The sequence below is a fragment of the Planifilum fulgidum genome (assembly GCF_900113175.1).
Lineage (GTDB): Bacteria > Bacillota > Bacilli > Thermoactinomycetales > DSM-44946 > Planifilum > Planifilum fulgidum.
This window is the reverse complement of record NZ_FOOK01000020.1, coordinates 21,895-47,980: the sequence shown is the minus strand read 5'-3', so window position 1 is coordinate 47,980 and position 26,086 is coordinate 21,895. Positions and strand designations below refer to the sequence as shown.

At 60.6% G+C, this 26,086-nt stretch carries 22 protein-coding genes and 2 tRNA genes; 1 reads left to right on the top strand and 23 read right to left on the bottom strand.

Going from position 1 to position 26,086, the window contains the following annotated elements; translation table 11 throughout:
- Positions 1–101: 101 nt before the first annotated feature.
- The 15 genes from ftsH to BM063_RS11425 all read right to left on the bottom strand — a co-directional run bounded on the left by ftsH (position 102) and on the right by BM063_RS11425 (position 14,965).
- Positions 102–2,096: an ATP-dependent zinc metalloprotease FtsH gene (gene ftsH, locus BM063_RS11500; RefSeq protein ID WP_092039118.1), complete on the bottom strand. Its 1,995-nt coding sequence runs from the start codon at positions 2,094–2,096 to the stop codon at positions 102–104.
- A 297-nt stretch (positions 2,097–2,393) separates the two neighbouring features.
- The gene (gene hpt / locus BM063_RS11495; RefSeq protein ID WP_092039154.1) at positions 2,394–2,930 is read right to left on the bottom strand and encodes a hypoxanthine phosphoribosyltransferase; all 537 of its coding nucleotides are present in this window, start codon (positions 2,928–2,930) and stop codon (positions 2,394–2,396) included.
- A 240-nt stretch (positions 2,931–3,170) separates the two neighbouring features.
- On the bottom strand, positions 3,171–4,583 hold the full coding sequence (tilS, locus tag BM063_RS11490) for a tRNA lysidine(34) synthetase TilS (RefSeq protein ID WP_177199123.1): 1,413 nt from the start codon (positions 4,581–4,583) through the stop codon (positions 3,171–3,173).
- 396 nt (positions 4,584–4,979) lie between these two features.
- Positions 4,980–7,451, bottom strand: a complete 2,472-nt coding sequence (gene spoIIE / locus BM063_RS11485; protein ID WP_177199122.1) for a stage II sporulation protein E — start codon at positions 7,449–7,451, stop codon at positions 4,980–4,982.
- Between the two features lie 448 nt (positions 7,452–7,899).
- Positions 7,900–8,400 (bottom strand): ribonuclease FAU-1 family protein, encoded by a 501-nt coding sequence (locus BM063_RS11480; protein ID WP_177199121.1) that lies wholly within the window; start codon positions 8,398–8,400, stop codon positions 7,900–7,902.
- Positions 8,401–8,485: 85 nt separating this feature from the next.
- A tRNA-Met gene (locus BM063_RS11475) sits at positions 8,486–8,562 on the bottom strand.
- Positions 8,563–8,621: 59 nt separating this feature from the next.
- Positions 8,622–8,697, bottom strand: a tRNA-Met gene (locus tag BM063_RS11470).
- Positions 8,698–8,985: 288 nt separating this feature from the next.
- A complete protein-coding gene (locus tag BM063_RS11460; RefSeq protein WP_177199120.1) occupies positions 8,986–9,354 on the bottom strand; it encodes an FtsB family cell division protein in 369 nt (122 codons plus the stop codon).
- Positions 9,355–9,382: 28 nt separating this feature from the next.
- Positions 9,383–9,925 (bottom strand): spore cortex biosynthesis protein YabQ, encoded by a 543-nt coding sequence (gene yabQ, locus BM063_RS11455; protein WP_092039103.1) that lies wholly within the window; start codon positions 9,923–9,925, stop codon positions 9,383–9,385.
- Positions 9,922–10,209, bottom strand: a complete 288-nt coding sequence (gene yabP / locus BM063_RS11450) for a sporulation protein YabP (RefSeq protein ID WP_092039101.1) — start codon at positions 10,207–10,209, stop codon at positions 9,922–9,924. Before yabP ends, yabQ begins: the two co-directional genes overlap by 4 nt.
- A 113-nt stretch (positions 10,210–10,322) precedes the next feature.
- Positions 10,323–10,607, bottom strand: a complete 285-nt coding sequence (locus BM063_RS11445; RefSeq protein WP_092039099.1) for an RNA-binding S4 domain-containing protein — start codon at positions 10,605–10,607, stop codon at positions 10,323–10,325.
- Positions 10,607–10,879, bottom strand: a complete 273-nt coding sequence (locus tag BM063_RS11440; RefSeq protein WP_092039097.1) for an HU family DNA-binding protein — start codon at positions 10,877–10,879, stop codon at positions 10,607–10,609. The genes BM063_RS11445 and BM063_RS11440 overlap by 1 nt, the downstream gene beginning before the upstream one ends.
- Before the next feature lie 144 nt (positions 10,880–11,023).
- A complete protein-coding gene (gene yabN, locus BM063_RS11435; RefSeq protein WP_092039095.1) occupies positions 11,024–12,490 on the bottom strand; it encodes a bifunctional methyltransferase/pyrophosphohydrolase YabN in 1,467 nt (488 codons plus the stop codon).
- Positions 12,491–12,547: 57 nt separating this feature from the next.
- Positions 12,548–14,173, bottom strand: a complete 1,626-nt coding sequence (locus BM063_RS11430; RefSeq protein WP_092039152.1) for a putative polysaccharide biosynthesis protein — start codon at positions 14,171–14,173, stop codon at positions 12,548–12,550.
- A 192-nt stretch (positions 14,174–14,365) separates the two neighbouring features.
- Entirely contained in the window at positions 14,366–14,965 is a 600-nt protein-coding gene (locus tag BM063_RS11425) for a TetR/AcrR family transcriptional regulator C-terminal domain-containing protein (RefSeq protein ID WP_177199119.1), read from the bottom strand.
- A gap of 171 nt (positions 14,966–15,136) precedes the next feature.
- On the opposite strand from BM063_RS11425, the gene BM063_RS11420 reads away from it, so the two are divergent.
- Positions 15,137–15,772: a hypothetical protein gene (locus BM063_RS11420; protein ID WP_092039091.1), complete on the top strand. Its 636-nt coding sequence runs from the start codon at positions 15,137–15,139 to the stop codon at positions 15,770–15,772.
- 83 nt (positions 15,773–15,855) lie between these two features.
- On the opposite strand, the gene spoVT is transcribed toward BM063_RS11420, so the two are convergent.
- From spoVT to glmU, 8 genes are all read right to left on the bottom strand, one after another.
- A complete protein-coding gene (spoVT, locus tag BM063_RS11415; protein ID WP_092039089.1) occupies positions 15,856–16,398 on the bottom strand; it encodes a stage V sporulation protein T in 543 nt (180 codons plus the stop codon).
- Positions 16,399–16,832: 434 nt separating this feature from the next.
- Entirely contained in the window at positions 16,833–17,816 is a 984-nt protein-coding gene (locus BM063_RS11405) for a peptidylprolyl isomerase (protein ID WP_092039084.1), read from the bottom strand.
- Entirely contained in the window at positions 17,803–21,348 is a 3,546-nt protein-coding gene (gene mfd, locus BM063_RS11400; protein ID WP_092039082.1) for a transcription-repair coupling factor, read from the bottom strand. The genes BM063_RS11405 and mfd overlap by 14 nt, the downstream gene beginning before the upstream one ends.
- A gap of 257 nt (positions 21,349–21,605) precedes the next feature.
- Positions 21,606–21,836: an anti-sigma-F factor Fin family protein gene (locus tag BM063_RS11395; protein ID WP_092039080.1), complete on the bottom strand. Its 231-nt coding sequence runs from the start codon at positions 21,834–21,836 to the stop codon at positions 21,606–21,608.
- 64 nt (positions 21,837–21,900) lie between these two features.
- Positions 21,901–22,473: an aminoacyl-tRNA hydrolase gene (gene pth / locus BM063_RS11390; protein WP_092039079.1), complete on the bottom strand. Its 573-nt coding sequence runs from the start codon at positions 22,471–22,473 to the stop codon at positions 21,901–21,903.
- Between the two features lie 195 nt (positions 22,474–22,668).
- A complete protein-coding gene (locus BM063_RS11380; RefSeq protein ID WP_092039074.1) occupies positions 22,669–23,277 on the bottom strand; it encodes a 50S ribosomal protein L25/general stress protein Ctc in 609 nt (202 codons plus the stop codon).
- A 76-nt stretch (positions 23,278–23,353) separates the two neighbouring features.
- Complete coding sequence (locus BM063_RS11375) at positions 23,354–24,304, bottom strand: ribose-phosphate diphosphokinase (RefSeq protein ID WP_092039072.1); 951 nt, start codon at positions 24,302–24,304, stop codon at positions 23,354–23,356.
- A 224-nt stretch (positions 24,305–24,528) separates the two neighbouring features.
- Positions 24,529–25,932 (bottom strand): bifunctional UDP-N-acetylglucosamine diphosphorylase/glucosamine-1-phosphate N-acetyltransferase GlmU, encoded by a 1,404-nt coding sequence (glmU, locus tag BM063_RS11370; protein WP_092039070.1) that lies wholly within the window; start codon positions 25,930–25,932, stop codon positions 24,529–24,531.
- Between the last annotated feature and the right edge of the window lie 154 nt (positions 25,933–26,086).

Sequence of the window (26,086 nt, the reverse complement as noted above, 5' to 3'; positions counted from 1 at the left end):
TTCATCTTAACAGAAGGGGAAATCCGGCTTCAACGAGGCATCAAAAATGGAGGATGCCCTTGGCATCCTCCCAGGCCAAGCACGGCCTTGGAAAAGCCCCCTCAATTTCCCTGCGGGCTGTCGCCCTCGGTTTTGCGCTCTTTTTCCCCTTCGTCCTTCGCTTCATCCGCCTTTTCTCCGCCCGTGCTCTTCTCTTCCCCGTTCCATTGGGCGGATCCGTTCAGGTTTTTGCTCCCCTGAATGTTCACCTTGATCTTTTCGTTCAGCTCGGGATCATCCAGCTTTCCGGTCTCAAGCAGCTGCTTGATCTCTTCGGCGTCCAGGGTTTCCTTCACCAGCAGGGTTTGGGCAATCAGCTCCAGCTGGTCCCGGTGCTCCAGAAGCAGATTTTTCGCCCGCTCGTAACAGGTCCGGATCAGCTGCTGCATCTCCTGGTCGATCTCGTAGGCGATGGCGTCGCTGTAGTTCTGCTCGTGCCCGAGATCCCGACCCAGGAACACATGCCCCTGGGGACGGCCGAACTGCATCGGGGCCAGCTTGTCGCTCATGCCGAATTCGGTGATCATGCGGCGGACGATGTTGGTCGCCTTCTCGAAATCGTTGTGGGCCCCCGTGCTGATTTCCCCGAAGACGATCTCTTCCGCCACGCGCCCGGCGAGCAAGCCGGTGACCCGGTCCAGCAGCTCGCTTTTCGTCAGCAGGAAGCGGTCTTCCTTGGGCAGCATCACCACATAGCCCCCGGCCTGGCCGCGGGGGACGACGGTCACCTTGTGCACCGTCTCCGCATGTTCCAGATAATAGCCGACGATGGTGTGCCCCGCTTCGTGATAGGCGATGGTCCGCTTCTCCTTTTCGCTGATGACCCGGCTTTTCTTCTGGGGACCGGCGATCACCCGGTCGATCGCCTCGTCAATCTCGTCCATGCCGATCTTGTCCTTGTTCCTCCGCACCGCCAGCAGAGCCGCCTCGTTGAGCAGGTTTTCCAGGTCCGCCCCGGTAAACCCGATGGTGCGCTGGGCGATCACTTCCAGCTTCACATTCTCCTCGAGGGGCTTGTTCCGGGCGTGCACCTTCAGGATGGCTTCGCGCCCCTTCACATCGGGGCGGTTCACGGTGATCTGCCGGTCGAAGCGGCCGGGCCGGAGCAGGGCGGGATCCAGGATGTCCGGCCGGTTGGTGGCGGCCATCACGATGATCCCGTCGTTGGCGTCGAAGCCGTCCATCTCCACCAACAGCTGGTTGAGCGTCTGCTCCCGCTCATCGTGACCGCCGCCCAGTCCGGCGCCCCGCTGGCGTCCGACGGCATCGATCTCGTCGATGAAGATGATGCAGGGATGATTCTTCTTCGCCTGCTCAAACAGGTCACGGACCCGGGAGGCGCCCACGCCGACGAACATTTCCACGAAGTCGGAACCGCTGATACTGAAAAAGGGCACCTGGGCCTCCCCGGCCACCGCCCGCGCCAGCAGAGTCTTTCCGGTTCCCGGGGGGCCCACCAGGAGCACCCCTTTGGGAATCCGCGCCCCGATGGAGGCGAACTTCCGGCTGTTTTTGAGAAAATCGACGATCTCCACCAGCTCCGCCTTTTCCTCGTCGGCCCCGGCGACGTCATCGAAGGTGATCCGCTTTTTCTCCTCATTGTACAGCTTGGCCCGGGACTTGCCGAAATTCATGACCCGGTTTCCCCCGCCCTGGGCCTGGTTCAGCACCCAGAAGAAGAAAAGGAGCAGGAGCACGAGGGGGACGATCGACGTCAGGAGCGTGAGTAGAAAGGAATCCCCCTTGGCCTTTTCGATATTGATGTGCACCTTGTGCTTATCCAGGTCATTGATCTCCCGGGTGTCCATCGGAACATGGGTGACAAAATTGGTCACCTGTCCCGGGGAAACGTTCTTGTATTTTCCCTCGACGCGGAACGTCTCGCCCTCGGGGCGGACCAGCACTTCGGCAATTTGTCCCGCGTTCAGTTTTTCCTTGAATTTGGTGTATGTAAGTGTCTCCGTCTCGGACTGCTGCTGCAGGTACACGTTGCCAATCCCGACGGCCACGAAGATGAGAATAATATATAATCCGGGAATCCGGAAGACGTTTTTCATAAGAGATTGTGGGCAGCGGAGACCCCCTCGATTCCCGGGGGAAAGCCGCCTTTGCCTCCTTTCTTTTAAACAGGTCAGGGTGCTCGAATGAAGGAGTGCGTCTCGACAAAAACCGATTTCATCCGAAAAGTGCAAGAATGGGCTTGGTCACCTTGCTCCCCGCGAGGTGAAAAGCCCTTTTCCCTCCGATATTTCGCTTGGCTGTGACGGATCGATATCGACGGAACCCATTGTCACGACTCCCATATTGACCCTTTCACCATTTTACCACAGCCGCAGGCCTCCCACAACCGAATTCTACCGGTAGACCTCTTCCTTCAGAATGCCGATGTAGGGGAGGTTGCGATACTTCTCCGCGTAGTCCAATCCATAGCCGACCACAAAGGCATCGGGCACGGTGAAACCGCAATAATCCGGGGTCAGGTTCACCGTCCGGCGGTGGGGTTTGTCCAGGAGGGTGACCACCTTGATCGAAGCGGCGTTGCGCTGCCGCAACAGGTCCAGCAGATAGCTCAGGGTCAGGCCGCTGTCGATGATGTCCTCCACCACCAACACGTGCCGGCCCTCCACCGAAGTGTCCAGATCCTTGATGATCCGCACCACGCCGGAAGAAACCGTCGACGCGCCGTAGCTGGAAACGGCCATGAAGTCCATCTCCAACGGGATGTCCATCTGGCGGACGAGATCCGTCATGAACAGGGCGGCCCCCTTCAACACGCAGATGCAGAGGGGGTTCTTCCCGCGATAATCCTCCGTCAATTGCCGACCCAATTCCCGCACCTTGTTCCGAATCGCTTCCTCTGTGATCAAGATTTCCCGAATGTCCTCGTGCATGGATACCCGGTTCATACCATCCGCCTGAATGCTGGATTCAAGCAGACCGGCTTCCAACCAGGGGTTCGCCTCCTTTCAAACAGAATGGCCCGCTGAAGAGCGGTTATGCATAAAGCGGGCAAGACGCCCATCCGCAAAAGGAGCCCCTCACCTGCCGCCCACTGGATCTCATCGCGCCCGTTTGCCGAAAACCCCGTCAAACCTTTCCCGGTCCCTCAAGGCGCACGCGCGCCGCCCCCTTCACTCCTCTTCGGACGGCTGCCACATCAAATACAGGAAACGCCGGGTCTTTTTCGTCACCGGCGCCCAGTCGGAGCGGCGCAGACCCGGAATCCAGATGATTTCCTCCCCGTGAATCACCAACGGCAAGCGATTCCGCATCCGCCTGGGAATCTTGGCGTCAATCATGATGTCCTTCACCTTTTTGGAACCCGCCAGCCCGAGAAGGCGCATGCGGTCCCCGGGGCGGCGCGGCCGGACGCAGAGGGGATGTTCCAACCGATCCGCATCGAACACGGCCCACCTTCCCCTAAGCTCCTCCGCCGCCAGGGATCGATCCGCCACCCGGGCCTCGATCACCCCGCCCATTCCCGGCAGGGGGGTCACGCCGGGCACGGCCAGGGGGAAAACGCCCCCCTCGGAATTCGTCTCATCCGCTTCCGCCCTTTTGAGGCGGAGACGGCCGTATTCCCGCTCCGCCTCCAGATTTCCCGGAAGGTGCAGCCGGCTTCCCGTGCCGCCCTCCGCCAGGGAAAGGACCCGGTCCACGGCATTCATGGGAATCTCAACCGTTCCGTCCTTTACAAGACAATTTAAGTGTAGTTTAATCAATCTCCTTTGTAAAGCAAGGGGTTGACGCCTGAGGGCCGAAACGTCCAGGGAAATCTCCCCTTCCTCCCGCCGGACCGTCACCTTTTCCGCGGCTTCCGCCTCCAGGCGCTCCCAAACCTTCTCTTCCTCCGCCGCAAGCAGGCTCAATTTCAGGATGGCCTCCTTCACCCGGGGGTTGAATTCGGCCAATTGCGGAATCAGGCGGTGACGGAGCCGGTTGCGGGTGTAGGCGAGGGAATCGTTGCTCTCATCCCGGCGGGGCTGAAGCCCCTCTTCCCGGCAATACGCCTCGATCTCCTCCCGGAAAAAGGGAAGCAGGGGGCGCACCAGCCGCCTTCCGTGCCAGGGGCGGGACGGGGGAATGCCGGCCAAGCCGCCGACGCCGGTGCCCCGCAAGAACCGCATCAGGACCGTCTCCACCTGGTCGTCCGCCTGGTGGGCCAGCGCCAGTTTGTCGGCGTCCGCCTCCTCCGCCGCCTCCCGGAAAGCGTCGTAGCGGAGGCGGCGGGCCACATCCTGAAGGTTTCCGCCCCGCTCCCGGAGCCGGGCGGACACGTCCACCCGGCGGACATCGCAGGGAATGCCCCACTCCCGGCAGCGGGCCTCCACATAGGCCTGATCCGCCTCGCTCGCCTCCCCCCGCAGCTGATGGTTCACATGCACCGCGACGATACGCCAATCCTCTTCGTCGGACAAACGCCACAAGGCGTGCAGGAGGGCCATCGAATCCGGCCCGCCCGACACGCCCACCAACACCGTGTCGCCCCGCTCCAACAGACCCATCCGCCGGATGGATTCCTTCAATCGATCCCGAAAGGCCATGTTCATCCCCTCCGGAGATGTGTGGAAAAAAGCCCTTCCAGCGGGAAACACCCGGGCTTTGCCCGGGTGTTCGCTCGCCCCCTTCGCCGCGGCCCGCCCTGGAGAAGGTGCGCCGCACGTTCTCCCGGCGCCGAAACCTTCCGGTCGCGCGGCCGTCCGCAAACGGCATCGGGGAGGGCAGGGATGCCGCACCACCGGCGGAAGAGGTTGCACGCGGTCCGGGAGGGAAGAGGCTGGGATGGCTTTCAGCCAGCCGCGTGCCGTTCCCCGGTCCGGGGGGATTGCAGGGGGGAGGGGCCTGCATCCTCGGCCGGACGCCCGGGGATCGGCAAAAGACCGTCCAACATGGTTATTCTCTATTTTATCCCCATCCGGGGCACGAATCAACGAGGGGGCTCAGAATCCGGCCACCTCCGATCTTCTGATCCGTTCCATGCCCGGCAGGCGGATCGTGGCCCATTCCGGGTTGTGTTTCTCCACTTTGGCCACCACGACGGTCATGTCGTCGGCGATTTCCCCGTCGTGATAGCGAATCACCTTCTCCAGGAGACAGTCGGCAAAGCCCTGGGGATCGCGGGTGTCGATCTCGGCGATGAGCCGTTTCATCCACCGCTCCTTGTCGGCGGTGTGGCGGGGAGCATCGTAGATGCCGTCGGTCACCATGATGAGCAGGTCGCCGGGCCGAAGCTGCTCCTCCACCGGTTCCACATCGATCTCACGCAGGATGCCGATGGGCGGGTTGGCCGCGGAGACGGTTATCACCTCCTTTCCCCGCTTGATGAATCCGGGAGTGGATCCGATCTTGAGAAAGCGGGCGTGCGCCGTGTTCAGATCCACCATCGCCAAATCGATGGTGGCGAACATCTCGTCGGTGGAACGGAGGCTCAAAATGGCATTCACCGTCTCCACCGCCTTGTCCTCCCGGATTCCCGACTGAAGGAGGTGTCGGAGGAGCTGAAGCGCCGCCTGGCTTTCCTGCTGGGCCCGCTCGCCGTTGCCCATCCCGTCGCTCACGGCGACGGCGTATTTGCCGGTCCCCAGATTCATGTAGCAGTAGCTGTCACCGGACAGCCAATGGCCTCCCTTGGCCGTTCCCGCCACCCCGGTCTTCACTTCATAGCGCTGGGCGGAGCCCAATGTGACGACGGCGCCGGAGGCCTGGCCCCGGACCATTTTCCGGTGAACGGTGATCGGTTCGCCGACGATCTCCGTGAGCAGCGGGGCGATCAGCTTGCGGCACTCGTCCAGGGCGTCGGCGTGGGGCAAGGTGATCTCGATCTCCACCTTCCCCTCTTCGAGATTGATCACCTCCACCCGCTGAATGGACAGGCCCAGCTCCTCCAAGGCCTGATGGATCTGCTCCTCCTGGGCGGTCATCGCTTGGGCCTCCCGGCGGATGTCCCCGGCGAGATTGCTCATCACCTCGGCAACGCCGCTCAGCTGATCCGACACCAGCCGGCGCGTCTCCCGGAGCTTCTCCCGCCAATACAGATCTTTCTCATAGGAGCTGTATCCCTGCTGAATCAGCTCCAGAACCTCCTGCGGCCGGATGCAGTGCTCCGCCCAGGAGCGGGGGACACGGAGGGGTTTCCCCTCCCCGTTCAATTCCACCCTGGCCATGAGATCGGTCATCCCCTGGTAGGTCTTCACAAACTCCTTTTCCCAGCACTGCTGATACCGGCGGCACATCTTGCAGGAGCCTTCCATCACTTCGGAGAGGAAATAGTTGAGCTGAGCCTCCTCCTCCCGCCGGCCGAGCCGGTCATCCTCCCGAAAACTGCGGGAGAGCTCGTTGAACAGTTCGGCGAATTGCTCCACCTTGGCCGCGGTGACGTCGCGGAGCCGCCGAATGTATTCCTGGCGGGAGGATTCGTGCTCCGCCGTTCCCGGAATGTACCGGGCGACCGCCCGGTAAAAGGTCTCCGGGGTGACCAGGAAAAGAAGCATGGCCACGACGGATTCGCGGAGGGAAGCCCACACCTCCTCGGAACTGGCGCCGTAGAGGGCGAAGATGGAGGTCCCCAGCAGAAAGCCGATGGCCACGCCCCACCGCTTCCCCTCCCGGAACAAGCCGGCGAGGAGACCGGAGAAGGCCAGCAGGCCCACCTGGGCGATGGTGCGGGGTTCGGAGAGGCTCATGATCATCCCCATCACCACCCCGACGGAAGCGCCCAGCATCCCGCCGCCGGCCAACGCCATCACCATGATCAGATAGCGGGAGACGACGTTGACCAGTTCCATTCCCGACAGGTTCCAGCCGATGGTTCCGGTGATGACCGATCCCACCAGGATGATCAGGCAGATCACTTCCTCGGGGCGGAGGGCGTACCGCTTGCGGCGGACGGTAAAGATGGGAAGGGACTGGACAAAAATGAAGGTGAGAATGAAGCTGAGAAGGATCTCGACGCCGGCCATGATTCCCTGGTAGGGCGACCAGCCTTCCCATCCGATTTTTCCCAGGTGGCCCCCGGCCTCCGTGATCAGCACCGCGAAAGGGACGTAGTTGAGCTGCCCCTTTCCCATCCAATCAAACACTTTCTGCACCAACAGATACAGCATCAGGAAGCCGGCCACCTGCACGGCGTGGATCATGTCGCGGGAAATCGCCCCCAGGATCAAAGAAAGGAAGGCGAGGGGCCATTGTCGCCTGCATAAATGGAAAACGACGGCCAGATAGGCGACGGCGAAGGGGGCGATCGCGTCCAGGATCATCGCTCTCCCCAACAGAAAACCCATGAAAAGGACGGGAAAATTCCACGCGCGAAACGGCTGGCGGAGCTGCGTCTTCCACGACCCGCCCCGCAGGCGCCAATCGTCGATCCGTTCCCTCCAAGCCCTTTTGAAATCGCTCAAATAAGTGGATGGCATTGCGTCCCACGCTCCTTTGCGCTTCATGTGCCACCCATTATAGCGGGGCCGGAAGGGAAAGTTTGTCACAATCGGTAGGGGAAGCCAAATTTTTTTCCGACAATTTTTCAATCCGGCGGGGCCGCTTATGGCTTGAGAAAGGTCCGAACGGGGCATTCCCGGAAAAGGGATCGGCATTCCCCTTCAGCACCCGGGGAATGGATGCACATTTCGGCACGATCTCGTCGAACCGCCCCGCCTCCCGCCCCCTTTCGACAAAACTTCCGAAATCCTCGCAAAACGGCGTCGAAAGGCCGGCCCCAGGAGGACTCCGCTTCCATCCGCCGCGGGGGACCTTGCGAAAGAAGCGGGAATTCCCTTCGCATCCGCCGGGAAAGAGCCCCTCGAAGCCCTTCCTTCGGCGGAATGTTCCGATAGAAAGGGGGAAGCGCGGCGAAAGACGAGATTCCTAGGTGGCCGTGCCGGGACGCTTCTTTTCCTCCCCCGAAAGGGGGTGCATGGAAACCTTGTGCAGATAAGGCGGGATGAAGGTGCGCTCGGTCTGCTTGCGGATCATCTTGTCCAGCGTTCGCAGGGCGTGCACCTGTTGCCGCCGTTTCAGCTGGCCCTTTTCGATGGCGGTGGCAAATTCGTCGATATCCAGCAGGTGGTAACGGCCATCGGGATAAATGATCATGTCCAGGAGCAGATCCACCATCACATAGCGAAGGCGTCCCGTCTGGCGCATCTCCATGATGTCGCAGTAATAATAGAGGAATTCCCCGGAACGGTTGAACACCTTGGAGATGGTGTATCCCTTGCGCACAAAATAATAGGTCAAAAAAATCCGTTTTCCGTCCGGATTGGGGTACTGCGTCGCAAAACAGTAGCGGCCCCGCCAGTCCCGCACCTTTTCCGTATACGTTTTGTTTATGGTGGTGAACTTGATCTTCTTGATGGTGACATCCACGGTATCACATCCGCAACCGAGCAAATAAAAAAAGGCGATTCAGTCGCCCCATCGGGGCTTATGCCTCGCCTTCCCCTCTCCTGTATGGTAGCGGCGGAGGGCCTCGAACCCCCGACCTTACGGGTATGAACCGTACGCTCTAGCCAGCTGAGCTACGCCGCCAAGAAAAAAGAGGCCGGAGCGGGTTTTCCGAAACCCGACCTCTTGTATTTCGTATGGATTGGTTGCGGGGGCAGGATTCGAACCTGCGACCTTCGGGTTATGAGCCCGACGAGCTACCGACTGCTCCACCCCGCGTCGATCATCAACGGCTTTAATTATACAAAAGCCTTCCGGCGATGTCAAGGGATATTGAAATGGAAAATGAACAAGTCATTTTGCGCCGCTTCCCGGCTCCCCCGAAGCCCCTGGCAGCCCTCCCGAAAGGTGCCCTCCCCCGCGCATGTTCCGTCCCTTCCCTCATCCGCGGTCCGCGCCGTCTCCGGTTCAGCGGCGGCGACGGGGAGCCCCCGATGGTCACTTCGAAACGCCGGACACGCGCGGGGGTTCAAAACCGCCTGCACGGTCCGGACAGGCGGCTTGCCCTCAATTCGTTCCCTCCGGCAACGTGTAAATCTCCTCTCCCGGCTCCTGGTAACCGTACTTGCGGGCCAATTCCTTCAGGTATTCCTCGTCATGCAACCGCTTGATCTCCTCGCGCAGGGCTTTCTGCTCCTTCTTGAGAGCGGCCAGCTCCTCCCTTTTCGCCTTCAATTCCGCTTCCCGCGCGGCGATCCGGCCGGACTGGGTCACGAATTCGGAGAGAAACCACCCAAAAAAGGTGATCATGACGATCAGCCAGATCAGGCGGCGGCGACGGACGTTCCGCGGAAGGCGGCTGGGGCGTTTTTCCGAAGTCCCGGAAGGACGGGAGGAACTGAGGGAGACCACATTTCCTTTCCGCACGAATGCCATACCCATCATTCCTTTTTTCTGTTTCATCTCATTTCTTCGTCCCGCGAATCAAGCGGAGAAGGCGGCGGCAAAGCGCCTTGGGGGCCTTTCCCAGGGGGGAAAGAAACCGAACGAGAGGAAAGAAGGGCGCCGCAATCAGCCGGAATGCCCCTCTCGCCAGGCGCCACAAGAGCAGGCCCGCCCTGCGGAAAAGGGCCCACAGATAGGCGAGGGGAAACCAGACGAGAACCGTCACCACCCGGATGACAGCCCTTCCCAACCGCTCCAGCCCCTGAAGCAGCCAGCGGAGAAAGCGGAAAACCCCGTCGCTGAACCAGGAAAAGTAGATCCAGAAACCGGCCAGGACCGCCACGAACACGTAAAAACGGAGTTCTCCCCAATTGCTCCATACCAACAGGTGGAAGACGAGGCTGGCGGCGGCAACCCAATAGAGCAGATCGACGAGGGAAACCACCCACCCGCGCAGATGAAAGCGCTCCTTCAACACCCGGTAGGCGTCCAGCGCCACGCCGAGGATCAGGCCGGAGCCCACCATCGTCGCCATCGTGATCCACTGGGTCTGCAGGCTCACCGGAACAACCTTCCGAAGAAGCCTTTCACTTTGTCGGCGCGGGGGGAACCGTCATCCAGATAACTCATCTCGTGGATCGTGCCCTCGATGGCCACCCGCCCCTTTTCCAGATCCAAGCTCTTGATGTGCAGGTCCTGCCCGCGAATCCCGAGGAAGCCGCAATCGGTGTTCAGCAGGAACTCCTCGCTGTCGAAGCTCTCCACGCTGATCACCCCGGTGACCTCCAGGGCCTTCCGGTTGGACATCACCAGATCGTGCCGGGTTCCGTACGTCTCCTCCACCATGGCATGTACCCCCTTTCGGTACATGATATGGACGAAGGGGGGGAAATAGAACCTTCCCGGGGCGGAGGGGCCGGAACCCGGCGGGACATCGGACGGAAAAGGAGGCGAAGGCCTCAGAGCGGGGTGCCCGCCTCCTCGGAATCTTCCAGGACCTTTTCCTCCAGCAGGGTGTACATCGAACCCGCTTCCTGCTTCCGGGGGGACTCGGCCAGGGAATCGACCCGGACCGTCACCTGCTTGTGGCCGAAACGGATGGTGATCTGATCGCCGACGGCCACCGCCGATCCGGCTTTGGCCGTGCGTCCGTTGATCAAAACCCTTCCCTGGTCGCAAACTTCCTTGGCCAGTGTGCGCCGCTTGATCAGTCGGGACACCTTCAGAAATTTGTCCAGACGCATCATTTCACCGCTTGCTTCAGCCGGCTTCCCGCCCGGAAGGTGGGAACCGTCGATTCGGGGATGTGCATCACGTCGCCGGTCTGGGGATTCCGCCCCTTCCGGCTGGAGCGCTTCCGGGCCTCAAAGGTGCCGAAACCGATCAGCTGCACCTTTTCGCCCGCGCTCAGCGCCGCGGAGACTTCGTCCAGAAAACCGTTGATCACCGTCTCCACGTCCTTTTTGGTCATTCCGCTCTTTTTGGCGATCCGACTGATCAATTCCTGTTTGTTCATCCCAACGGCCCGCCTCCGGAGAATGCCGGCTTTTTCAGCGGGCCTTTCACCTCCTTGATCGGTGATCTAGGGATATTGTTCGGGGAAAAGAGAGAAAATCCTGCTTTCAGTGGAAAAAATCGTCTTATGACCCCGGAACTTTTTTCAAAATCCCCGGATTTTGGCCTCGTCCCACCACTTGTCCAGCTGCGCCAGGGAAAACTCCTCCAATCCCTTGCCCGTCTCCGCCGCCCGCCGCTCCACAAAGCGGAAGCGGCGGTCAAATTTGCGGCAGGCCCCAAGGAGCGCCTGCTCCGCATCCGTCCCGAAAAAGCGGGCCAGGGCGACGGCGACAAACAGCAGATCCCCCAGCTCCTCCTCCCTTTTCTCGGAGGAATCGGCCTGAAACAGCTCCTCCAGCTCCTCCAGCAACTTGACGCGGACATCCTCCTTGCGCGCCCAGTCAAACCCCACCTTGGCGGCCCGCTTCTGCAGTTCCGTCGCCAAGATGAGGGCCGGAAACCGCGGGACGCCGTCCAAGAGGGACTCCGCTTTTTTCAGGCCCTTTTCGGCCCGCTCCCGCTCTTTGATCGCCTCCCATTTCTCTTTGACGTGCTCAGCGTCGGAAGCCTCCTCATCGCCGAACACGTGGGGATGGCGGCGAATCAGTTTCTCTGTCAGCCGGCCGATGACGTCCCGGATGTCGAAGTACCCTTCCTCCCGGGCGATCTGGGCGTGAAGGACCACCTGAAGCAGGACATCCCCCAGTTCCTCGGCCATCGCGTCGAAATCTTCCTGCCCGACCGCCTCCAGAAATTCATAGGCTTCCTCCAGCAGATATTTCCGCAGGCTCCGGTGGGTCTGTTTCCGGTCCCAGGGGCAGCCCTCCGGCCCCCTCAGGTAGGCGATGACCTCCGTCAGCGTGTCAAACCGGCGCCGGAGAATCCCGGGATCCTTGGAGGGGGGAACATAGACCAGCGTCCAGTCGTCGAACCGGTCATCCCGGTCCAGGGCGTAAAGGGGCATCCGGCTCACCCGTTCCCTCCCTTCCATCCCCAGGCAGGAAGCGACGGTGACGGGGTATTCGTCGGGAAACACCTCCATCAGCGCCAGCTTCACATCGGAGGCCACCATCCGATCGTACACTTGTCCCACAATCAAATGAAGGCGCGGATCGATCCGGGAAGCCTCCAGGGCGGTCCCGTCCAGCAGGGCGAAACCCTCCACCGGATCGATGCCCAGGCGGGCAAAGGCCGTGTCGAGGAAGCTGCCGCCTCCCTTCACATCGATCCGCACCCCCCGGTCCGGGCCCTCGGCGAGAAGCAGCCGCACGGACCGCTCCGCCACCATGGGGTGACCGGGAACCGCATAAACCAGGGAAACGCCCGAAGCCGCCTCCCGAAGCAGCGATTCGGCGATCGCCCTGTAGACGGATTCAAAATCGTCGTGGGCTTCGTATAGGTGATCGAAGGTCGCAAAGGAAATCCCCTCCCGGCGCAGCCAAGAGACCACAGGGTGCTTTTCCGTGCGGAGACGGATTTTGTCCGCCCCGCGCAGGAGGCGGAGCGTTCCGAGGGGGATTCCGGTCTCATCCCCCGGCCCCAATCCCACCACAGTAATCGTTCCTGCCATTTGCCTCCACTCCCTTTTCCAGACTCCGCAAAGCGGGGAGACCTCTCCTTCGGAAAACTATCGGATCAGCCCCCGGCTTTCCAGCAGGGAAACCAGGCGCGGTCCCCACTTGGGGACGACACGGAGCTCCTCCCGGCGCACGCCCCCGAGCCCCAGCAGGACGATTCCGTACACCGCCGCGCCGGCCGCCACCGAACCGAGGGAAGTGAGGGTCATGGCCAGGCGATGGGAAGCCCAATCGGCGGTGACCGCCGTCAGGAGCGCCTGGGCCCCCGCCGCCGCGCCGGCCATCAAAAGCGTGGCGGTAGCCAGGGCCCATCCCGTTTCCCGCAGGCGGAACATCCGGCCGAGCTGGCCCCGGAAGGCGGCCAGATTGAGGAAGGTGGCCGCGGCGTAGGCGATCAGCGTGGCCGCCGCCGCACCACGGATGTCCCACCAGGGGATCAGAAGGAGGTTGAGAACCAGTTTGACGGCGACGCCCGCCAGCAGATTGCGCGCCGGCAATATCACGTTCCCCATCCCCTGCAGAATCCCCGCAGAGGTCACCCCCAGGGTGTAAAAGAGGGTGGTGAGGGCGAGGATGGCCAGAGCGTCGGATCCGGAGGCGTCTTCAAACAGCATCACATTGGCGGACCGGACCACCACGGCCAGCCCCACGGAGGCGGGAAGGCCCAGAAGGAGCGTCAGCCGGAAGGCGAGGGAGGACCGTTCCTCCATTTTCCCGGATTCCCCCCGCGCCTTGGCCTCGGCGACCGCCGGAACGATGGAGAGGGCGATTGCCGTGGCGAAAAAGGAGGCAAACTGGATCAGCGGTTGCCCCCGGTCGAAGATTCCCTTGGCTTCAACCGAGGAGGCAACGCTCCAGCCGGACCACTTGAGGAGGTTGGCCACCGTGAAGGAGTCCACCAGCGAAAAAAGGGGAAGCACCAAGGAGCCGAGGCAGATGGGCAGGGAGAGGCGCCAGATCTCCCGGGCGACATACCGGACGGAGTCCCGGCCCGCAAAGGCGCCCGGCCCGGCCTGCGGAACCTGCCGCAGCAGACCGCTTCCGCGCAGGAACATCAACAGGACCAGCAGCGCCCCCACCGCCCCGGTGAAAGCGCCGAACACCGCCCCCGCCCCGGCGGAGACCACGTCCCCCTCCCGGGACATGAACCACCAGGCGGCGAAGAGGATGGTGGCGACCCGGACCACCTGTTCCACCGACTGGGACAGGGCCGTGGGGATCATGTTTTGATGTCCCTGAAAATATCCCCGGATGGCCGACATCAGCGGCACCACCAGCAGGGCGAAGGAGACGGCCCGGATCGGCAGGGTGAGCCACTCCCGGTTCCCCATCCACCCGGCGATCCAGGGGGCCCCGGCAAACAGGAGAAGAAAAAAGAGAAAGCCGGTCAAAGTGAGCGTAACCGACGAAACGATGAAAACCCGGCGGGCTCCCGCCTCATCCCCTTCGGCCAGCCGTTCCGACACCAATTTGGAAATGGCCAGGGGAAAACCGGCGGTGGCCAGGATCAGCAGCGTGCTGTACAGGGGGTATACCTGCTGATATACGAACATCCCTTCGTTGCCGGTGATGTTTTGATAGGGGACCCGGTACACGGCCCCCAGCAGCTTCGTAAAAAAGGCGGCAGCACCCAGTATCGCCGCCCCTTGGACAAAGGACTGTCTTCCCGATGTCATCTTTTTCCCCTTTCCCGCCGCGCTGAATCCCATTATACACATTTTTGTCCCGGCGAAAAAATTGACCGGACGGAGGCCGCAACACGCCGTTTTAAAGGATCTAAATCCCCGGCGACCGGATCGGCGGGCGACACTCGCCGAGTGAAGTCCCCGTCCGACCCCAACTGCCTCCGGGATCCGAACTTCACGGAACTACTCCCCCAGGGATGAAGCGCCCCTGTTCAACCTGAAATGGATCCCGTCCAATATGATTTCGAGACCGTAATGAAACCTTTTTTCCATATCCGGCAAAACCGGGTGCGAATCCGGCCGGGCTTCATTCTCTTCCCCTTGTTGCCCGGACCGTTCCGCAAAGCGAACCTCCTCCATCACGAAGCCGATGACGTAGTTGTTCAACAGATCCGCCGTCAAAACGACCTCTTCATGGCTGAGACCCGCTTGACCGAGCGCTTTGTACAAAGACTCGATCAGACGCAAGCGGTTGGGCGTAAGCGGAGGCGTATCGGCAAAGATTTCGGCTGAATCGCGGTACTGAAGCAGCGCTTCCCGATAACTGACCATCCCGCGACGAACCTTTTCCCGCCAAGGCATCCCGGCGCCATCCGGCCAGTCCATCTTCTCGCAAATTTTATCTGCCATCAGCTGAAGCAGTTCCGATTTGTTTTTAATGTGCCAGTACAGGGAGGCGGCCTGAACCCCGAGCGAGTCGGCAAGCCTTCTCATGCTCAACCGATTCAGACCCTCCTGATTCAACAAACTCAATGCGGCATCGATGATCCCTTCCCGAGTCAATGGGCCGGGCTCCGGTTTGCGAAAACTCCCGGTCTGCCCCGGCGGTGACCTTCTGGGCATCTTGGGGATGCTCACCTCCTTTGCTCTTGACAATTGTATCATTCTCCGTTACCCTAACAGTGTTAGATTAATCTAACACTGTTAGTCTCGTCGAATGAAAGGAGTCGATTCATGAATTTCTCCATCAGCGTGTTCCTCGGTACATTGTGCTCGATCCTCGCAGTGATCTTAGCCTCTTTCCTCGTTGAAAAGAAATTCCCCAAAAGGTCCAGACCGGGACGGAAAACATGGTGGCTCATCGCGCACATCTTCTTTGTCGTCCTCTATTTCAGCGGGCTGTTGGGAACCCTCCTTCTATCCCTTTCAACGGCCTTTGTCGACCGTTCCGGATTGATTTATGCGGCACACCTCTTCATACAATTTTTCGACTGGTTCCTCATCATTCCCGGGGCTTTCGGCAGCCTGATCACGGGATTCGGGCTTGCCGTCGGAACGTGGGGCATCACCCGCCATTATTGGGTCATCGCGAAATGGGTCGGGAACAGTTTGGCCATCCTTTTCGGAGCCATGTGCATGCGCGTCTGGATTCACGATTCATTCCCGATCCTTTTTGCCGACGGCATGAATCCTTTGCAGAACCCGGTTTATCTGGAAAACCGTCGGCTGCTGGTCATGGGAACCCTGGTCAGCTTGTTCCTCCTGACCTTCCTGGTGGTGATCTCATATCTTAAGCCCTGGGGAAAAAGGAAGAAATACAGAAGGAGCAGGAAATCCTCTGCCGGTCGGGAAACCGCACCTTCCGTCTAAAGGGAATCATCGGTACCAAAAAAGGCAGGTGGAAACCACCTGCGCAATGAGCCCAAAGGCACCGGGATTCGGTCTTTTCTCCTTTACTGCTCCATCTGCTTGCCCAGAAAGGCGGCGGCCGTTCCGGCCATCTTCACTTCGAGATCCCCCATGCGCACTCCTTTTTTTTTCGTGAGGAGAATCACCGCCCCGATGGGATCTCCCCCGGCGATGATCGGGGCGACAACGAAGGACTCCACCCGGTCCGACGTATCCCGGAAGAGTTCCGGTTCGCCGGGTTCCGTCTCGAGATGGGTGCGGCGCTGGTCCATGCAGGATTCCACCAAACTGCCCACCGGTTTGTTCAGATACTCCTTTTTGGACGCGCCGGCGACGGCGATCACCATGTCGCGGTCGCAGATCAGGGTGACGTGCTGGGTGTTTTCAAACAGGGCTTCGGCGTATTCCGTGGCGAAATCCCCCAGCTCCCCGATGGGGGAGTATTTCTTCAGAATCACTTCTCCGTCCCGATCCACGAAGATCTCCAGCGGATCCCCTTCACGGATCCGAAGCGTCCGACGGATTTCCTTCGGAATCACCACCCGTCCCAAATCGTCGATGCGACGGACGATACCCGTTGCTTTCATATGTCATGATGCCTCGCTTTCTTTCTGGAATCAGACCGGTTGACTGGCTGTGGTGTCGACCATAGTATTCATCCGCTGCCAAATCTTTATGCGAGTGGAGGGAACAGGGAAAGCCGGGGCGGAAACGGGACCGCCTTCCTTGCCCCTCGCGGTCCGGGCCGCCCCGTCCTCCCGGAGGAAAGGGATGGCTTTCGCCCTTCGCCCAAGGTTTCCGGCCGGCCATCTCCGCGGAACATCCGCGCTTTTAGATCACCCAAACAAAAACCTCCGCCCAAAGGTCCGGCCGGCTCTCGGGGATCCGCGCCACCTGCGCTTGAAGCGCAGGCGGAGAAAAAGGCCCGAATCCCGCACAGCGCAGAGGCCCGCAGCCGACGGATGTTTCTCCCGGATCGCGCAAAAAAAAGCGCCGGCCCGACGGCGGACCGGCGCTTTTTTCACTGCTTTTCGTTTGCCTCCGGCAGGTTCAGCTTCTTCAGCTTCACGTTCTTCTCCACAAAGGATTGATACAGCTTCTGAACCTGATCCTGCTTGAGCTGATCCTTCACTTCCTTGTAGGGCAGTTTTTTGCGTTCCGACACCTTCATCACGTGGTACCCGTAATCGGTTTTGATCGGATCGCTCAGTTTGTTGAGGGGAAGGGTGCGGGCCGCCTTGGCGAACTCCGGGACAAACTCATCCGACAGCCCCTCGACGAGACCCCCTTGTTCCTTCGAGCCGGGATCGTCGGAGTATTCCTTGGCCAGCTTGCTGAAGTCGCCGCCCTTATCCAGCTTCTTCTTCACTTCCTCCGCCCGCTTTTTCGCCTCGGCATCGGAGCGGTTCTCGGTGGAAATCAGGATGTGCTGCACCTTGACGCTGACAAACTGATCGGGCTTGTTGTATTCCTTCTTCAGATCCTCTTCCTTCACCTGTTTCTCAAAGTAAGAGGAAACCTTGCTGCCGTTGATGAGGAATTCCCGGAGCTGCTCCTTGTTGAACCCCCGCTCCTTCAGGCTTTCCTCGAAGGATTTTTCCTTCGACTGGGACTTCAGATAGTTCTCGATCTCCTTCATCACTTTGTCGGCCTGCTTGGCGTAGGACTCATCCTCCTTCACCTTCGCGGCGATCATCCGCTCGCCGATCAGCTGTTTCACCAGCTGCTTTTTCGCTTCGGCGTCGTTCAGGAAGAGGGAGACGTTGGGCTGCATAAACTGCAGGATGTTGAGATACAGATTCAGCTCCCCTTCCGTCACTTTCCCGCCCTCATACTCCGCCACCACCTTCTTGCTGGTGGTGTCCAAGGGTTGGCCCAGTTGAAGCGTCGGATCCTGCTCACCGGTCGCCTCCTCCGGCTCATCCTTCCCGCATCCGGCGATGAAGACGGAAAACGCCAGCATAATCGCCAACAGGGCCGTCCATCGCCGCTTATTGTGCCGCATGTCGCATTTCTCCTTTCTTTTTGAGGACCGTCTCAAACTTTTCCAAAAACCTTTCGATCATCGAGAGGGCATCCCCCGATGACATCCCCTGCACCTTGAAGGCGATCCCGACCCGCCGGCCGGAGGACAGGCGGACGCGCCGATCCGGAACCTCGTGGGTGAGGCGGATGAGCCGGCCGGCGTCGATCCGTCCGTTCTGATCCGGAGAAAACCGGATAACGATCTCTCCCTTCTCCTGCACCACCTGCTCGATGCCGTATCGGACCGCATAGGCGCGAATCCGCGCCACCCGGAGCAGGTTGATCACCGGCTCCGGCAAGTCGCCGAAGCGATCCTCGATCTCCTCCTCCAGGTCCCGGGCCTCCTCCAGGGTGCGGACGGAGCGGATCTTCTTGTAAATCTCGATTTTTTGCTTCTCGTCCCGGATGTATTCGGCGGGAAGGTAGGCGTCCACCTTCAGCTCGATCTCCGGTTCCACGCTCTTTTCTTTCTCTTCCTTCCCCTGGAGCTCCTCGATGGCCTCCTTCAGCATCTGGCTGTACAGCTCGAAGCCCACCGAGGCGATGTGCCCGTGCTGTTCCGCCCCCAAAAGGTTTCCGGCGCCGCGGATGGCCAGGTCCCGCATGGCGATCTTGAATCCGGAACCCAGCTCGGTGAATTCCTTGATCGCCTGCAGGCGCTTTTCCGCCGCCTCCGACAGCACCTTGTCCCGTTGATAGGTGAAATAGGCGTAGGCGATGCGGTTGGAGCGCCCCACCCGGCCCCGGAGCTGGTACAGCTGGGATAGCCCCATCTTGTCGGCGTCGTAGATGATCAGGGTGTTGACGTTGGGAATGTCCACGCCGGTTTCGATGATGGTGGTGCTGACGAGCACGTCGTACTCCCCGTCCAGGAAGTCGAGCATCACCTTCTCCAGTTCCGTCTCGGGCATCTGGCCGTGGGCGACGGCCACCCGCGCCTCGGGAACCAGCTGCCGCACCTGATCGGCCATCTGGTCGATGTTGTGCACCTGGTTGTACAGGAAATAGACCTGCCCGCCGCGGGCCAGCTCCCGCTCGATCGCCTCCCGCACCAAGGCGGCGGAGTATTCCAGCACATAGGTTTGGACCGGAAAGCGGTTTTCCGGCGGCGTCTCGATGACGGACAGATCCCGCACACCGATCATCGCCATGTGGAGGGTGCGGGGAATCGGCGTGGCGGTGAGGGTCAGCACATCCACGTTGTGCTTCATCTGCTTGATCTTTTCCTTGTGTTTCACGCCGAACCGCTGTTCCTCGTCGATGATCAGAAGACCCAGATCCCGAAACTCCACATCCTTGGACAGGAGGCGGTGGGTGCCGATCACAATGTCCACGGTGTGATCCTTGAGCCCCTTGATCGTTTCCCGCTGTTCCTTGCGGGTGCGGAACCGGGAGAGCACCCGAATCTCCACGGGGAAATCGGCAAACCGCTCCCGGAAAGTCTCGTAATGCTGCTGGGCCAGGATGGTGGTCGGCACCAGGACGGCCACCTGCTTGCCGTCCATCACCGCCTTGAAGGCCGCCCGGATGGCCACCTCCGTTTTTCCGTACCCCACATCGCCGCACAGCAGGCGGTCCATCGGCCGGTCCCGCTCCATATCCCGCTTGATCTCCTCGATGGAGCGCAGCTGGTCGGGGGTTTCCTCATAGGGGAACATGGCGTCGAATTCCCGCTGGAAGGGGGTGTCCTTGGAGAAGGCGTATCCCTTGGCCGCCTGCCGCTTGGCGTAGAGCTGGATCAGTTCGGCGGCGATGTCCTGCACCGAGGAGCGGACGCGGTTTTTCACCTTGCTCCATTCGCTGCCTCCCAGGCTGTACACCTTGGGCTTCTTTTCCTCGCTGCCGATGTACTTCTGAACCTGCTCGATCTGTTCCACCGGGACATACAGCTTGTCGTTCCCGGCGTACTGGATCAGCAGATAATCCTTGTGCCGGCCGTCCACCTCCAGCGTCTCGATGCCCGCATAGCGGCCGATACCGTGATTGACGTGCACCACGTAATCGCCCGGCTTCAGATCCTGGTAATCCTTGATCTTCTCCGCATAGTCCATCTTGGCGATGCGGCGGGCCCGCCGGCGCCGCTGGGTGAACACTTCCCCCTCGGTGATCACCGCCAGCCGGGTGGCGCTCATCTCAAACCCGCCCAAAAGGGTGCCGATCCGGACCACGGGATGCCCCGGAACGGGGGGATTCTCCGACGTGTCCTTCGTCACCTCCATGCCGTAATCGGCCAGCACCCGGATCAAGCGCTCGGCGCGCTCCTCCGTGCCGGCGGTGAAGATGACCCGGTAACGCCCCTTGATCCACCGCTCCCATTCCGTCTTCAAGGCGTGCATCTGGCCGTGGAACTGCTGCATTCCCCGGCACAGGATCTGGACGATGTTCTGGGGCTGGATGCCCGGCGTCTGGCGCATGAACAGGGACAGGTAGATCACATCGAGGGGATTTTGCTGGAACAGTTCCTCATAGGTAAAGGAAACCTTCAGCCCGGGCAGATATTCCCCCTGCCCCAAAAGCGCCGTCTGCCATTCCGCCTCTTCCCGCTCCATCTGCCGGGCGGTCTCCCGGATGCGGGTCGGCTCATCCATGATGAGCACCGCATCCTTGGGCATATATGACAGAATACTTTGACAATCAGGGTAAATGGGTTCGATATATTTGTAGATGCCGGTGAAAAATTGGCCCGTCTTCAGCTGCTCGATCTCCCAGCCGATCGACTCGGTCAGCTTTTTTTTCAGGGCCGGATCCTTCACCGTCCTGAGCCGTTCCTCCAAAAGGCCCGCCACCCGGTCACCGGCCTGAAACAATCGCTCCGGGGGGGCGAACAGCTCCCGGGCAGGTGGAATCAGCACCTCCTGTCGCTTGTCATAGGATCGTTGATCGGCAACGGAAAAGGGACGGATGGAATCCACCTCGTCGTCAAACCACTCGATGCGAACCGGATCGTCGAAGGTGACGGGATACACGTCCAAGATCCCGCCCCGCACGCTGAATTCGCCGGCTTTCTCCACCATTTCCACCCGTTCGTACCCGATCTCCGTCAAGCGGTTCACCACGGGTTCCATCGGGTGCTCTTCCCCCACCGCCAGGCGGATGTGGGCGGCCCTCACGGCGGAACGCGGGGGAAAGCGGCGGCGAAGTCCCGAATAGGGAACCACCAGGACGCCCGTAAAGCCCCGGGACAGGCGGGACAAGACCTCCATCCGCTCACCCAGGGTCTCCTGCCCGGCCAGGGCCACCTCCGTCACCACCAGTTCGTTGGCCGGATACAGCAGCACCTGTTCCCTGGGGAGCAGCTCATACAGGTCCTCCACCGCCTTTTGCGCCTGGTTCAGATTGTGGGTGACCAGGAGAATCGGCCGCTCCGTCTCCCGATGGAGGGCCGCCACATACACCATGCGGGCGGTTCCGGACAACCCCGCGACCATCTGCTCCTTGAGACGCCGGTTAAGCCCTTCCACGGTCGCCTGGAAATCGGTATCCTGCCTAAACATCTGAATGAGCGGCTCCATCCCGTGATCCCTCCCCTCCGCGGGTTTTCGTTTTCGTCTCCATGCAAAGAAGCCTTGGCTGGGGACAGCCAAGGCTGTGATCCACCGCTTTGCCGCACCTTCCGGCCTCTTCGAAAACGAGGCGGCTTGGGGATCCGCATAAGCGATCCCTCCGAGAACCTTCCCTCATCCTTCCGGAAGGATGGAAAAACGGCCCTCCAAGGATTATGCCAAAGGGAACCATACCCGTCGCCAAAAAAGAAACACTCCCTGTTTCCCTATTGAAAAGGATTCGGCAGGAGCGACAGTTCCGGATTGTACTGGAGCATTTCCTGGCAGGTGTCGCAAATCACTTGAACGCGAATCTCCCCATCCAGTTCATAGGATATTATATCTTTCCGCTCTTCCGGGGTCAACCAGTGGAACCCCAGCTGCATTTCGGTGACATGATCATCCTCGATGCGGCCGATCGGGGTCCGGCAGTAGCGACAGACATACTGGATCGCCATGGAAGACAGCCTCCCGACGTCCGTGATTTCCCTTCCTATTATGACCCTGTCGGCCGCTTTTCAGTCATCCCGCCCCTCTCCGGTTAAACCGGTTCATCGCCTGGTCGAAGTCGGAAACCACCCACTGGTGGATGGCTTCCGCCGCCCTCTCCACCGCTTCCTCGATCGATGGGCGCTCCTCCCGGGTAAAGGGGGAAAGCACGTAATCCACCACCGGCATTCGACCGGCAGGGTGTCCGATGCCGATTCGGACCCGTTTGAACTCGTTGGTGCCGAGATGATCGATCAATGACTGCAATCCCCGGTGGCCGCCGGAACTGCCCTTTTTGCGGAGGCGCAGCGTTCCCGGGGGCAGATCCAGGTCGTCACAGACGACCGCCAAATCCTCGATGTCGCACTTCAGCCAGTCGAGGGCGGGCCGCACCGATTCCCCCGAAAGGTTCATGTAGGTCATCGGTTTCAGGAGAACGACCCGCTCCCCCATCACCAGACCGCTTCCGGCCAGTCCCTTCCACCGGTTCTGCCTCACGGGAATCTGCCACCGCTCCGCCAGGCGGTCGATCACCCAAAAGCCCACATTGTGCCGCGTCGCCGCATACTTTTCCCCGGGATTTCCCAATCCGACGATCAGTTTCATCAAAGACGGGCGGCCCTAAAGGCCCGGCCCTTCCTCCTTCCTCCCCGTTTTCGCGTCGCCCGTAAGTCAGGCGGCAAAGCCTCCCCGCCGTCCATCTCCACTCCCATGAAAAAGAGCAAAGCGCAACCAAAGTTGCGCCCGCGTCCGATCAAGAACGAGACTCCGGGCGGAGACTGCACCGCCCGGAGAGCCTTTTCATTCTCCCTCTTCCGCACCGGTGGTTTCATCCGTTCCTTCGCCCGCCGCTTCCTCTGCACCCAATTGCGGCTCCACGACGCTGACAACCACCTGATCCGGATCGGACAAAAGCTCAACCCCTTCGGGAAGGGGAACTTCCGCCAGGGTGAGGACGTCGCCGATTTCCAGGTTGCTCACGTCAACGGAAATTTCGCCGGGAAGCTGACTGGGAAGACAGCGGATCTCCACATAACGCAGCTGTTGCTGCAAGACGCCGCCGGCCCTCTCTCCCGGGGCTTCGCCTTCGAGCTTGAGGGGGACTTCCTTCTCGACGGGCTCGTCCATGCGGATGGCCTTGAAATCCACGTGCAGAATCTGACCCTTCACCGGATCCCTCTGCAATTCCTGAATGATGACCGCTTGGGTTTCCCCCTCCAGCTGAAGCTGCAGGACGGCGGAACTTCCTTCCTGCTGCAACAGGCGGACAAGCTCACCCTGATCCACGTGCAGCAGCCGGTTGTCCCGGTTTTTCCCGTACAGCACACCGGGAATGCGTCCCTGGCGCCGCAGGCGGGTGACCGTGGACCGCGGTCGGGCTTCCCTCTTCTCGGCGGTAAGTGTGAGCACCTTTCATCATCCTCCTCGAAGTGGGATACAAACCCATTTAAGGAATATATCCCAACCGGGAGGATTTCAAACATTCTCAGTCAAAGAGCTTGCTGACAGAAAGCTCCTTGTGGATGCGGATAATCGCCTCCCCGATCAGGGGCGACACCGAAAGAACGCGGATTTTTTCCAGTTGTTTCTCCGGCGTCAGGGGAATGGTGTTCGTCACCACCATTTCCTTGATGTTGGCCTTTTTGATCCGCTCGATGGCGGGGCCGGAAAAGACGGGATGAGTGCAGCAGGCATAAACCTCCCTGGCCCCCTGCTCGATGAGGGCGTCGGCCGCCAGCATGACCGTGCCCGCCGTATCGATGATGTCGTCGATGATGATGGCCGTCCGGCCCCTGACATCCCCGACGATGTTCATCACTTCCGCCACGTTGGGTTCCGGGCGCCGCTTGTCGATGATGGCGATCGGAGCCCCCAGGCGTTCCGCCATCTTGCGGGCGCGGATCACCCCCCCGTGATCGGGGGAGACCACCACCACGTCCTCCAGCTGTTTTTCGATGAAATACTTGCTCAAAATGGGAACGCCGAGCAGATGATCCACGGGGATGTCGAAGAACCCCTGGATCTGGGTGGCATGCAGATCCATCGTGATAATCCGGTCGGCGCCCGCCGTCTCGATCAGATTGGCCACCAATTTGGCGGTGATCGGATCCCTCGCCCTCGTCTTGCGATCCTGACGGGCATAGCCGTAATAGGGGATCACCACGTTGATCGTTCGGGCGGAAGCCCGTTTCAGCGCGTCAACCATCACCAACAGCTCCATCAGGTGCTGGTTGACGGGATGGCAGGTGGATTGGATCACATATACATCCGATCCCCGCACGCTTTCATTCAACCGGACGTAAATTTCCCCGTCGCTGAATCGGCCGACTTCGGCATCCCCGAGGGGAACGCCGATGTGATCCGCGATTTCCCGGGCCAGATCCGGATTGGAATTGCAAGTGAAAATTTGCAAACGGGATTCCCGAAAATGTGACATGTTGCTGTACCCTCCATCATTTTCGCTGCCGGCAGCGCCGGGCGCATCAGGCTGTTGACCAACGGATCGGGGGCTTGCCGCCTCGGCTGAAAAACGGCCCCTCCTTCCGTTTTCAGCTTGTCAGCCGCTTCCGCGCCGAAGCGCTTCCATTTTGCCGCTGTTTTCAAAACTTGTCCAAAGATCGAACCTCTCCCGGACGTGGAAACGGCACGGCGGGGTGATGATCAGCCCGGCGTGCCCTTGTTTCCGTCGGAACCTTTTTTCTGTCTCAGACGTTTGGCGTAACCCGGTTTGTTCACCTGCCGCTCGCGGGCGATGGCCAGAGCGTCCTCCGGCACATCGTCGGTGATGGTGGAACCGGCGGCCACATACGCTCCCTTCTCCACGGTCACGGGAGCGACCAGGTTGACATTGCACCCGATGAAGGCCCCGTCGCCGATCACGGTCCGGTGCTTCTTCACGCCGTCGTAATTGACGGTGACCGCCCCGCAACCGATGTTGACGCCTTCGCCCACGTCGGCGTCCCCCACGTAACCGAGATGGGACACTTTGGAACCCCGTCCCAGCCGGGCGTTTTTGACGTCGACGAAACAGCCCACTTTCGTCTCCGCCTCCAACCGGCTTCCCGGACGGATGTAGGCGAAGGGGCCCACCTGGGAGCGCTCTCCCACCGTGCAATCCTGAAGCACCGAATAGCGGATGGTCGATCCGTTCCCCACCGTCACTCCGGTCAGGTCCGCCTGGGGACCGATGGTGCAACCCTCGCCGATCACGGTTCCCCTCTTCAGGTAACTTCCCGGATAAATCACCGTATCACGGCCGATGACCACATCCGCCTCAATGTAGGTGTTCCCGGGGTCGATGACGGTCACGCCGTTCAACATGTGTTCCCTCAGAAGCCGCCGGGTCATGGCGGCCTCCGCCTCGGCCAGCTGGACGCGGTTGTTCACGCCCATGGCCTCTTCCGGATCGCCGACGCTCACCGCCGCGATGCGCTTTCCCTTTTGCCGCAGGACGGGAATCACGTCCGGAAGGTAGTATTCGCCTTGATCATTTTCGTTTTTCACCTCAGCGAGGGCATCAAACAGCAGGCGATTGTCGACGCAGATCGTTCCGGTGAACACTTCGCGCACTTTCCGCTCCTCCGGCGTGGCATCCTTGTGTTCCACGATCCGGAGAACCTCGTCGCCTTTCCCGCGCATCACCCTGCCATATCCCGTCGGATCGGGCAAAACCGCCGAAAGCAGGGTAGCGGCCGCCCCTGATCGGCGGTGCGTCTCCACCAGACTGGAGAAGGTCTCCTCCGTATACAAGGGATGATCGCCGTAGAGAATCAGGGTGGTTCCGTCCCGCCCCTGAAGGAGGGAAGCCGCCTGCATCACCGCATGGGCCGTCCCCAGCTGTTCCCTCTGCTCCACGAAGCGGGCCCGCTCTCCCACATGAGACCGGACCTGATCGGCGTGGTGCCCCACCACGACGACCGTCTCATCCACTCCTATCCGGCAAAGGGCGTCCAGGATGTGATCGATGATCGGTTTGCCGCAGACCGGGTGCAACACCTTGTGTTTCCCCGATTTCATCCGAGTCCCCTGCCCGGCGGCCAGGATGACCGCATACAGTTTCTCCATGTTCGGATTAAGCCCCCTGTTTCTCCTGATAAACTTCATACCTGACTATATCCCAAAGCCCCTATGATTTCAATAAGCGCGTCCATGCTGGTTCTTTCCAATTGGTACGCCCAAAAAAAGGGGCCCGAACCTCCGGACCCGTTCGCGATATATG

What these genes read in the sequence shown, in the direction of transcription:
- ftsH (WP_092039118.1), bottom strand. Translation starts at nt 2,096, where the DNA reads ATGAAAAACGTCTTCCGGATTCCCGGATTATATATTATTCTCATCTTC.
- hpt (WP_092039154.1), bottom strand. Translation starts at nt 2,930, where the DNA reads ATGCACGAGGACATTCGGGAAATCTTGATCACAGAGGAAGCGATTCGG.
- tilS (WP_177199123.1), bottom strand. Translation starts at nt 4,583, where the DNA reads ATGGCCTTTCGGGATCGATTGAAGGAATCCATCCGGCGGATGGGTCTG.
- spoIIE (WP_177199122.1), bottom strand. Translation starts at nt 7,451, where the DNA reads ATGCCATCCACTTATTTGAGCGATTTCAAAAGGGCTTGGAGGGAACGG.
- BM063_RS11460 (WP_177199120.1), bottom strand. Translation starts at nt 9,354, where the DNA reads ATGGCATTCGTGCGGAAAGGAAATGTGGTCTCCCTCAGTTCCTCCCGT.
- yabP (WP_092039101.1), bottom strand. Translation starts at nt 10,209, where the DNA reads ATGGTGGAGGAGACGTACGGAACCCGGCACGATCTGGTGATGTCCAAC.
- BM063_RS11445 (WP_092039099.1), bottom strand. Translation starts at nt 10,607, where the DNA reads ATGCGTCTGGACAAATTTCTGAAGGTGTCCCGACTGATCAAGCGGCGC.
- BM063_RS11440 (WP_092039097.1), bottom strand. Translation starts at nt 10,879, where the DNA reads ATGAACAAACAGGAATTGATCAGTCGGATCGCCAAAAAGAGCGGAATG.
- yabN (WP_092039095.1), bottom strand. Translation starts at nt 12,490, where the DNA reads ATGGCAGGAACGATTACTGTGGTGGGATTGGGGCCGGGGGATGAGACC.
- BM063_RS11430 (WP_092039152.1), bottom strand. Translation starts at nt 14,173, where the DNA reads ATGACATCGGGAAGACAGTCCTTTGTCCAAGGGGCGGCGATACTGGGT.
- BM063_RS11420 (WP_092039091.1), top strand. Translation starts at nt 15,137, where the DNA reads ATGAATTTCTCCATCAGCGTGTTCCTCGGTACATTGTGCTCGATCCTC.
- spoVT (WP_092039089.1), bottom strand. Translation starts at nt 16,398, where the DNA reads ATGAAAGCAACGGGTATCGTCCGTCGCATCGACGATTTGGGACGGGTG.
- BM063_RS11405 (WP_092039084.1), bottom strand. Translation starts at nt 17,816, where the DNA reads ATGCGGCACAATAAGCGGCGATGGACGGCCCTGTTGGCGATTATGCTG.
- mfd (WP_092039082.1), bottom strand. Translation starts at nt 21,348, where the DNA reads ATGGAGCCGCTCATTCAGATGTTTAGGCAGGATACCGATTTCCAGGCG.
- BM063_RS11395 (WP_092039080.1), bottom strand. Translation starts at nt 21,836, where the DNA reads ATGGCGATCCAGTATGTCTGTCGCTACTGCCGGACCCCGATCGGCCGC.
- pth (WP_092039079.1), bottom strand. Translation starts at nt 22,473, where the DNA reads ATGAAACTGATCGTCGGATTGGGAAATCCCGGGGAAAAGTATGCGGCG.
- BM063_RS11375 (WP_092039072.1), bottom strand. Translation starts at nt 24,304, where the DNA reads ATGTCACATTTTCGGGAATCCCGTTTGCAAATTTTCACTTGCAATTCC.
- glmU (WP_092039070.1), bottom strand. Translation starts at nt 25,932, where the DNA reads ATGGAGAAACTGTATGCGGTCATCCTGGCCGCCGGGCAGGGGACTCGG.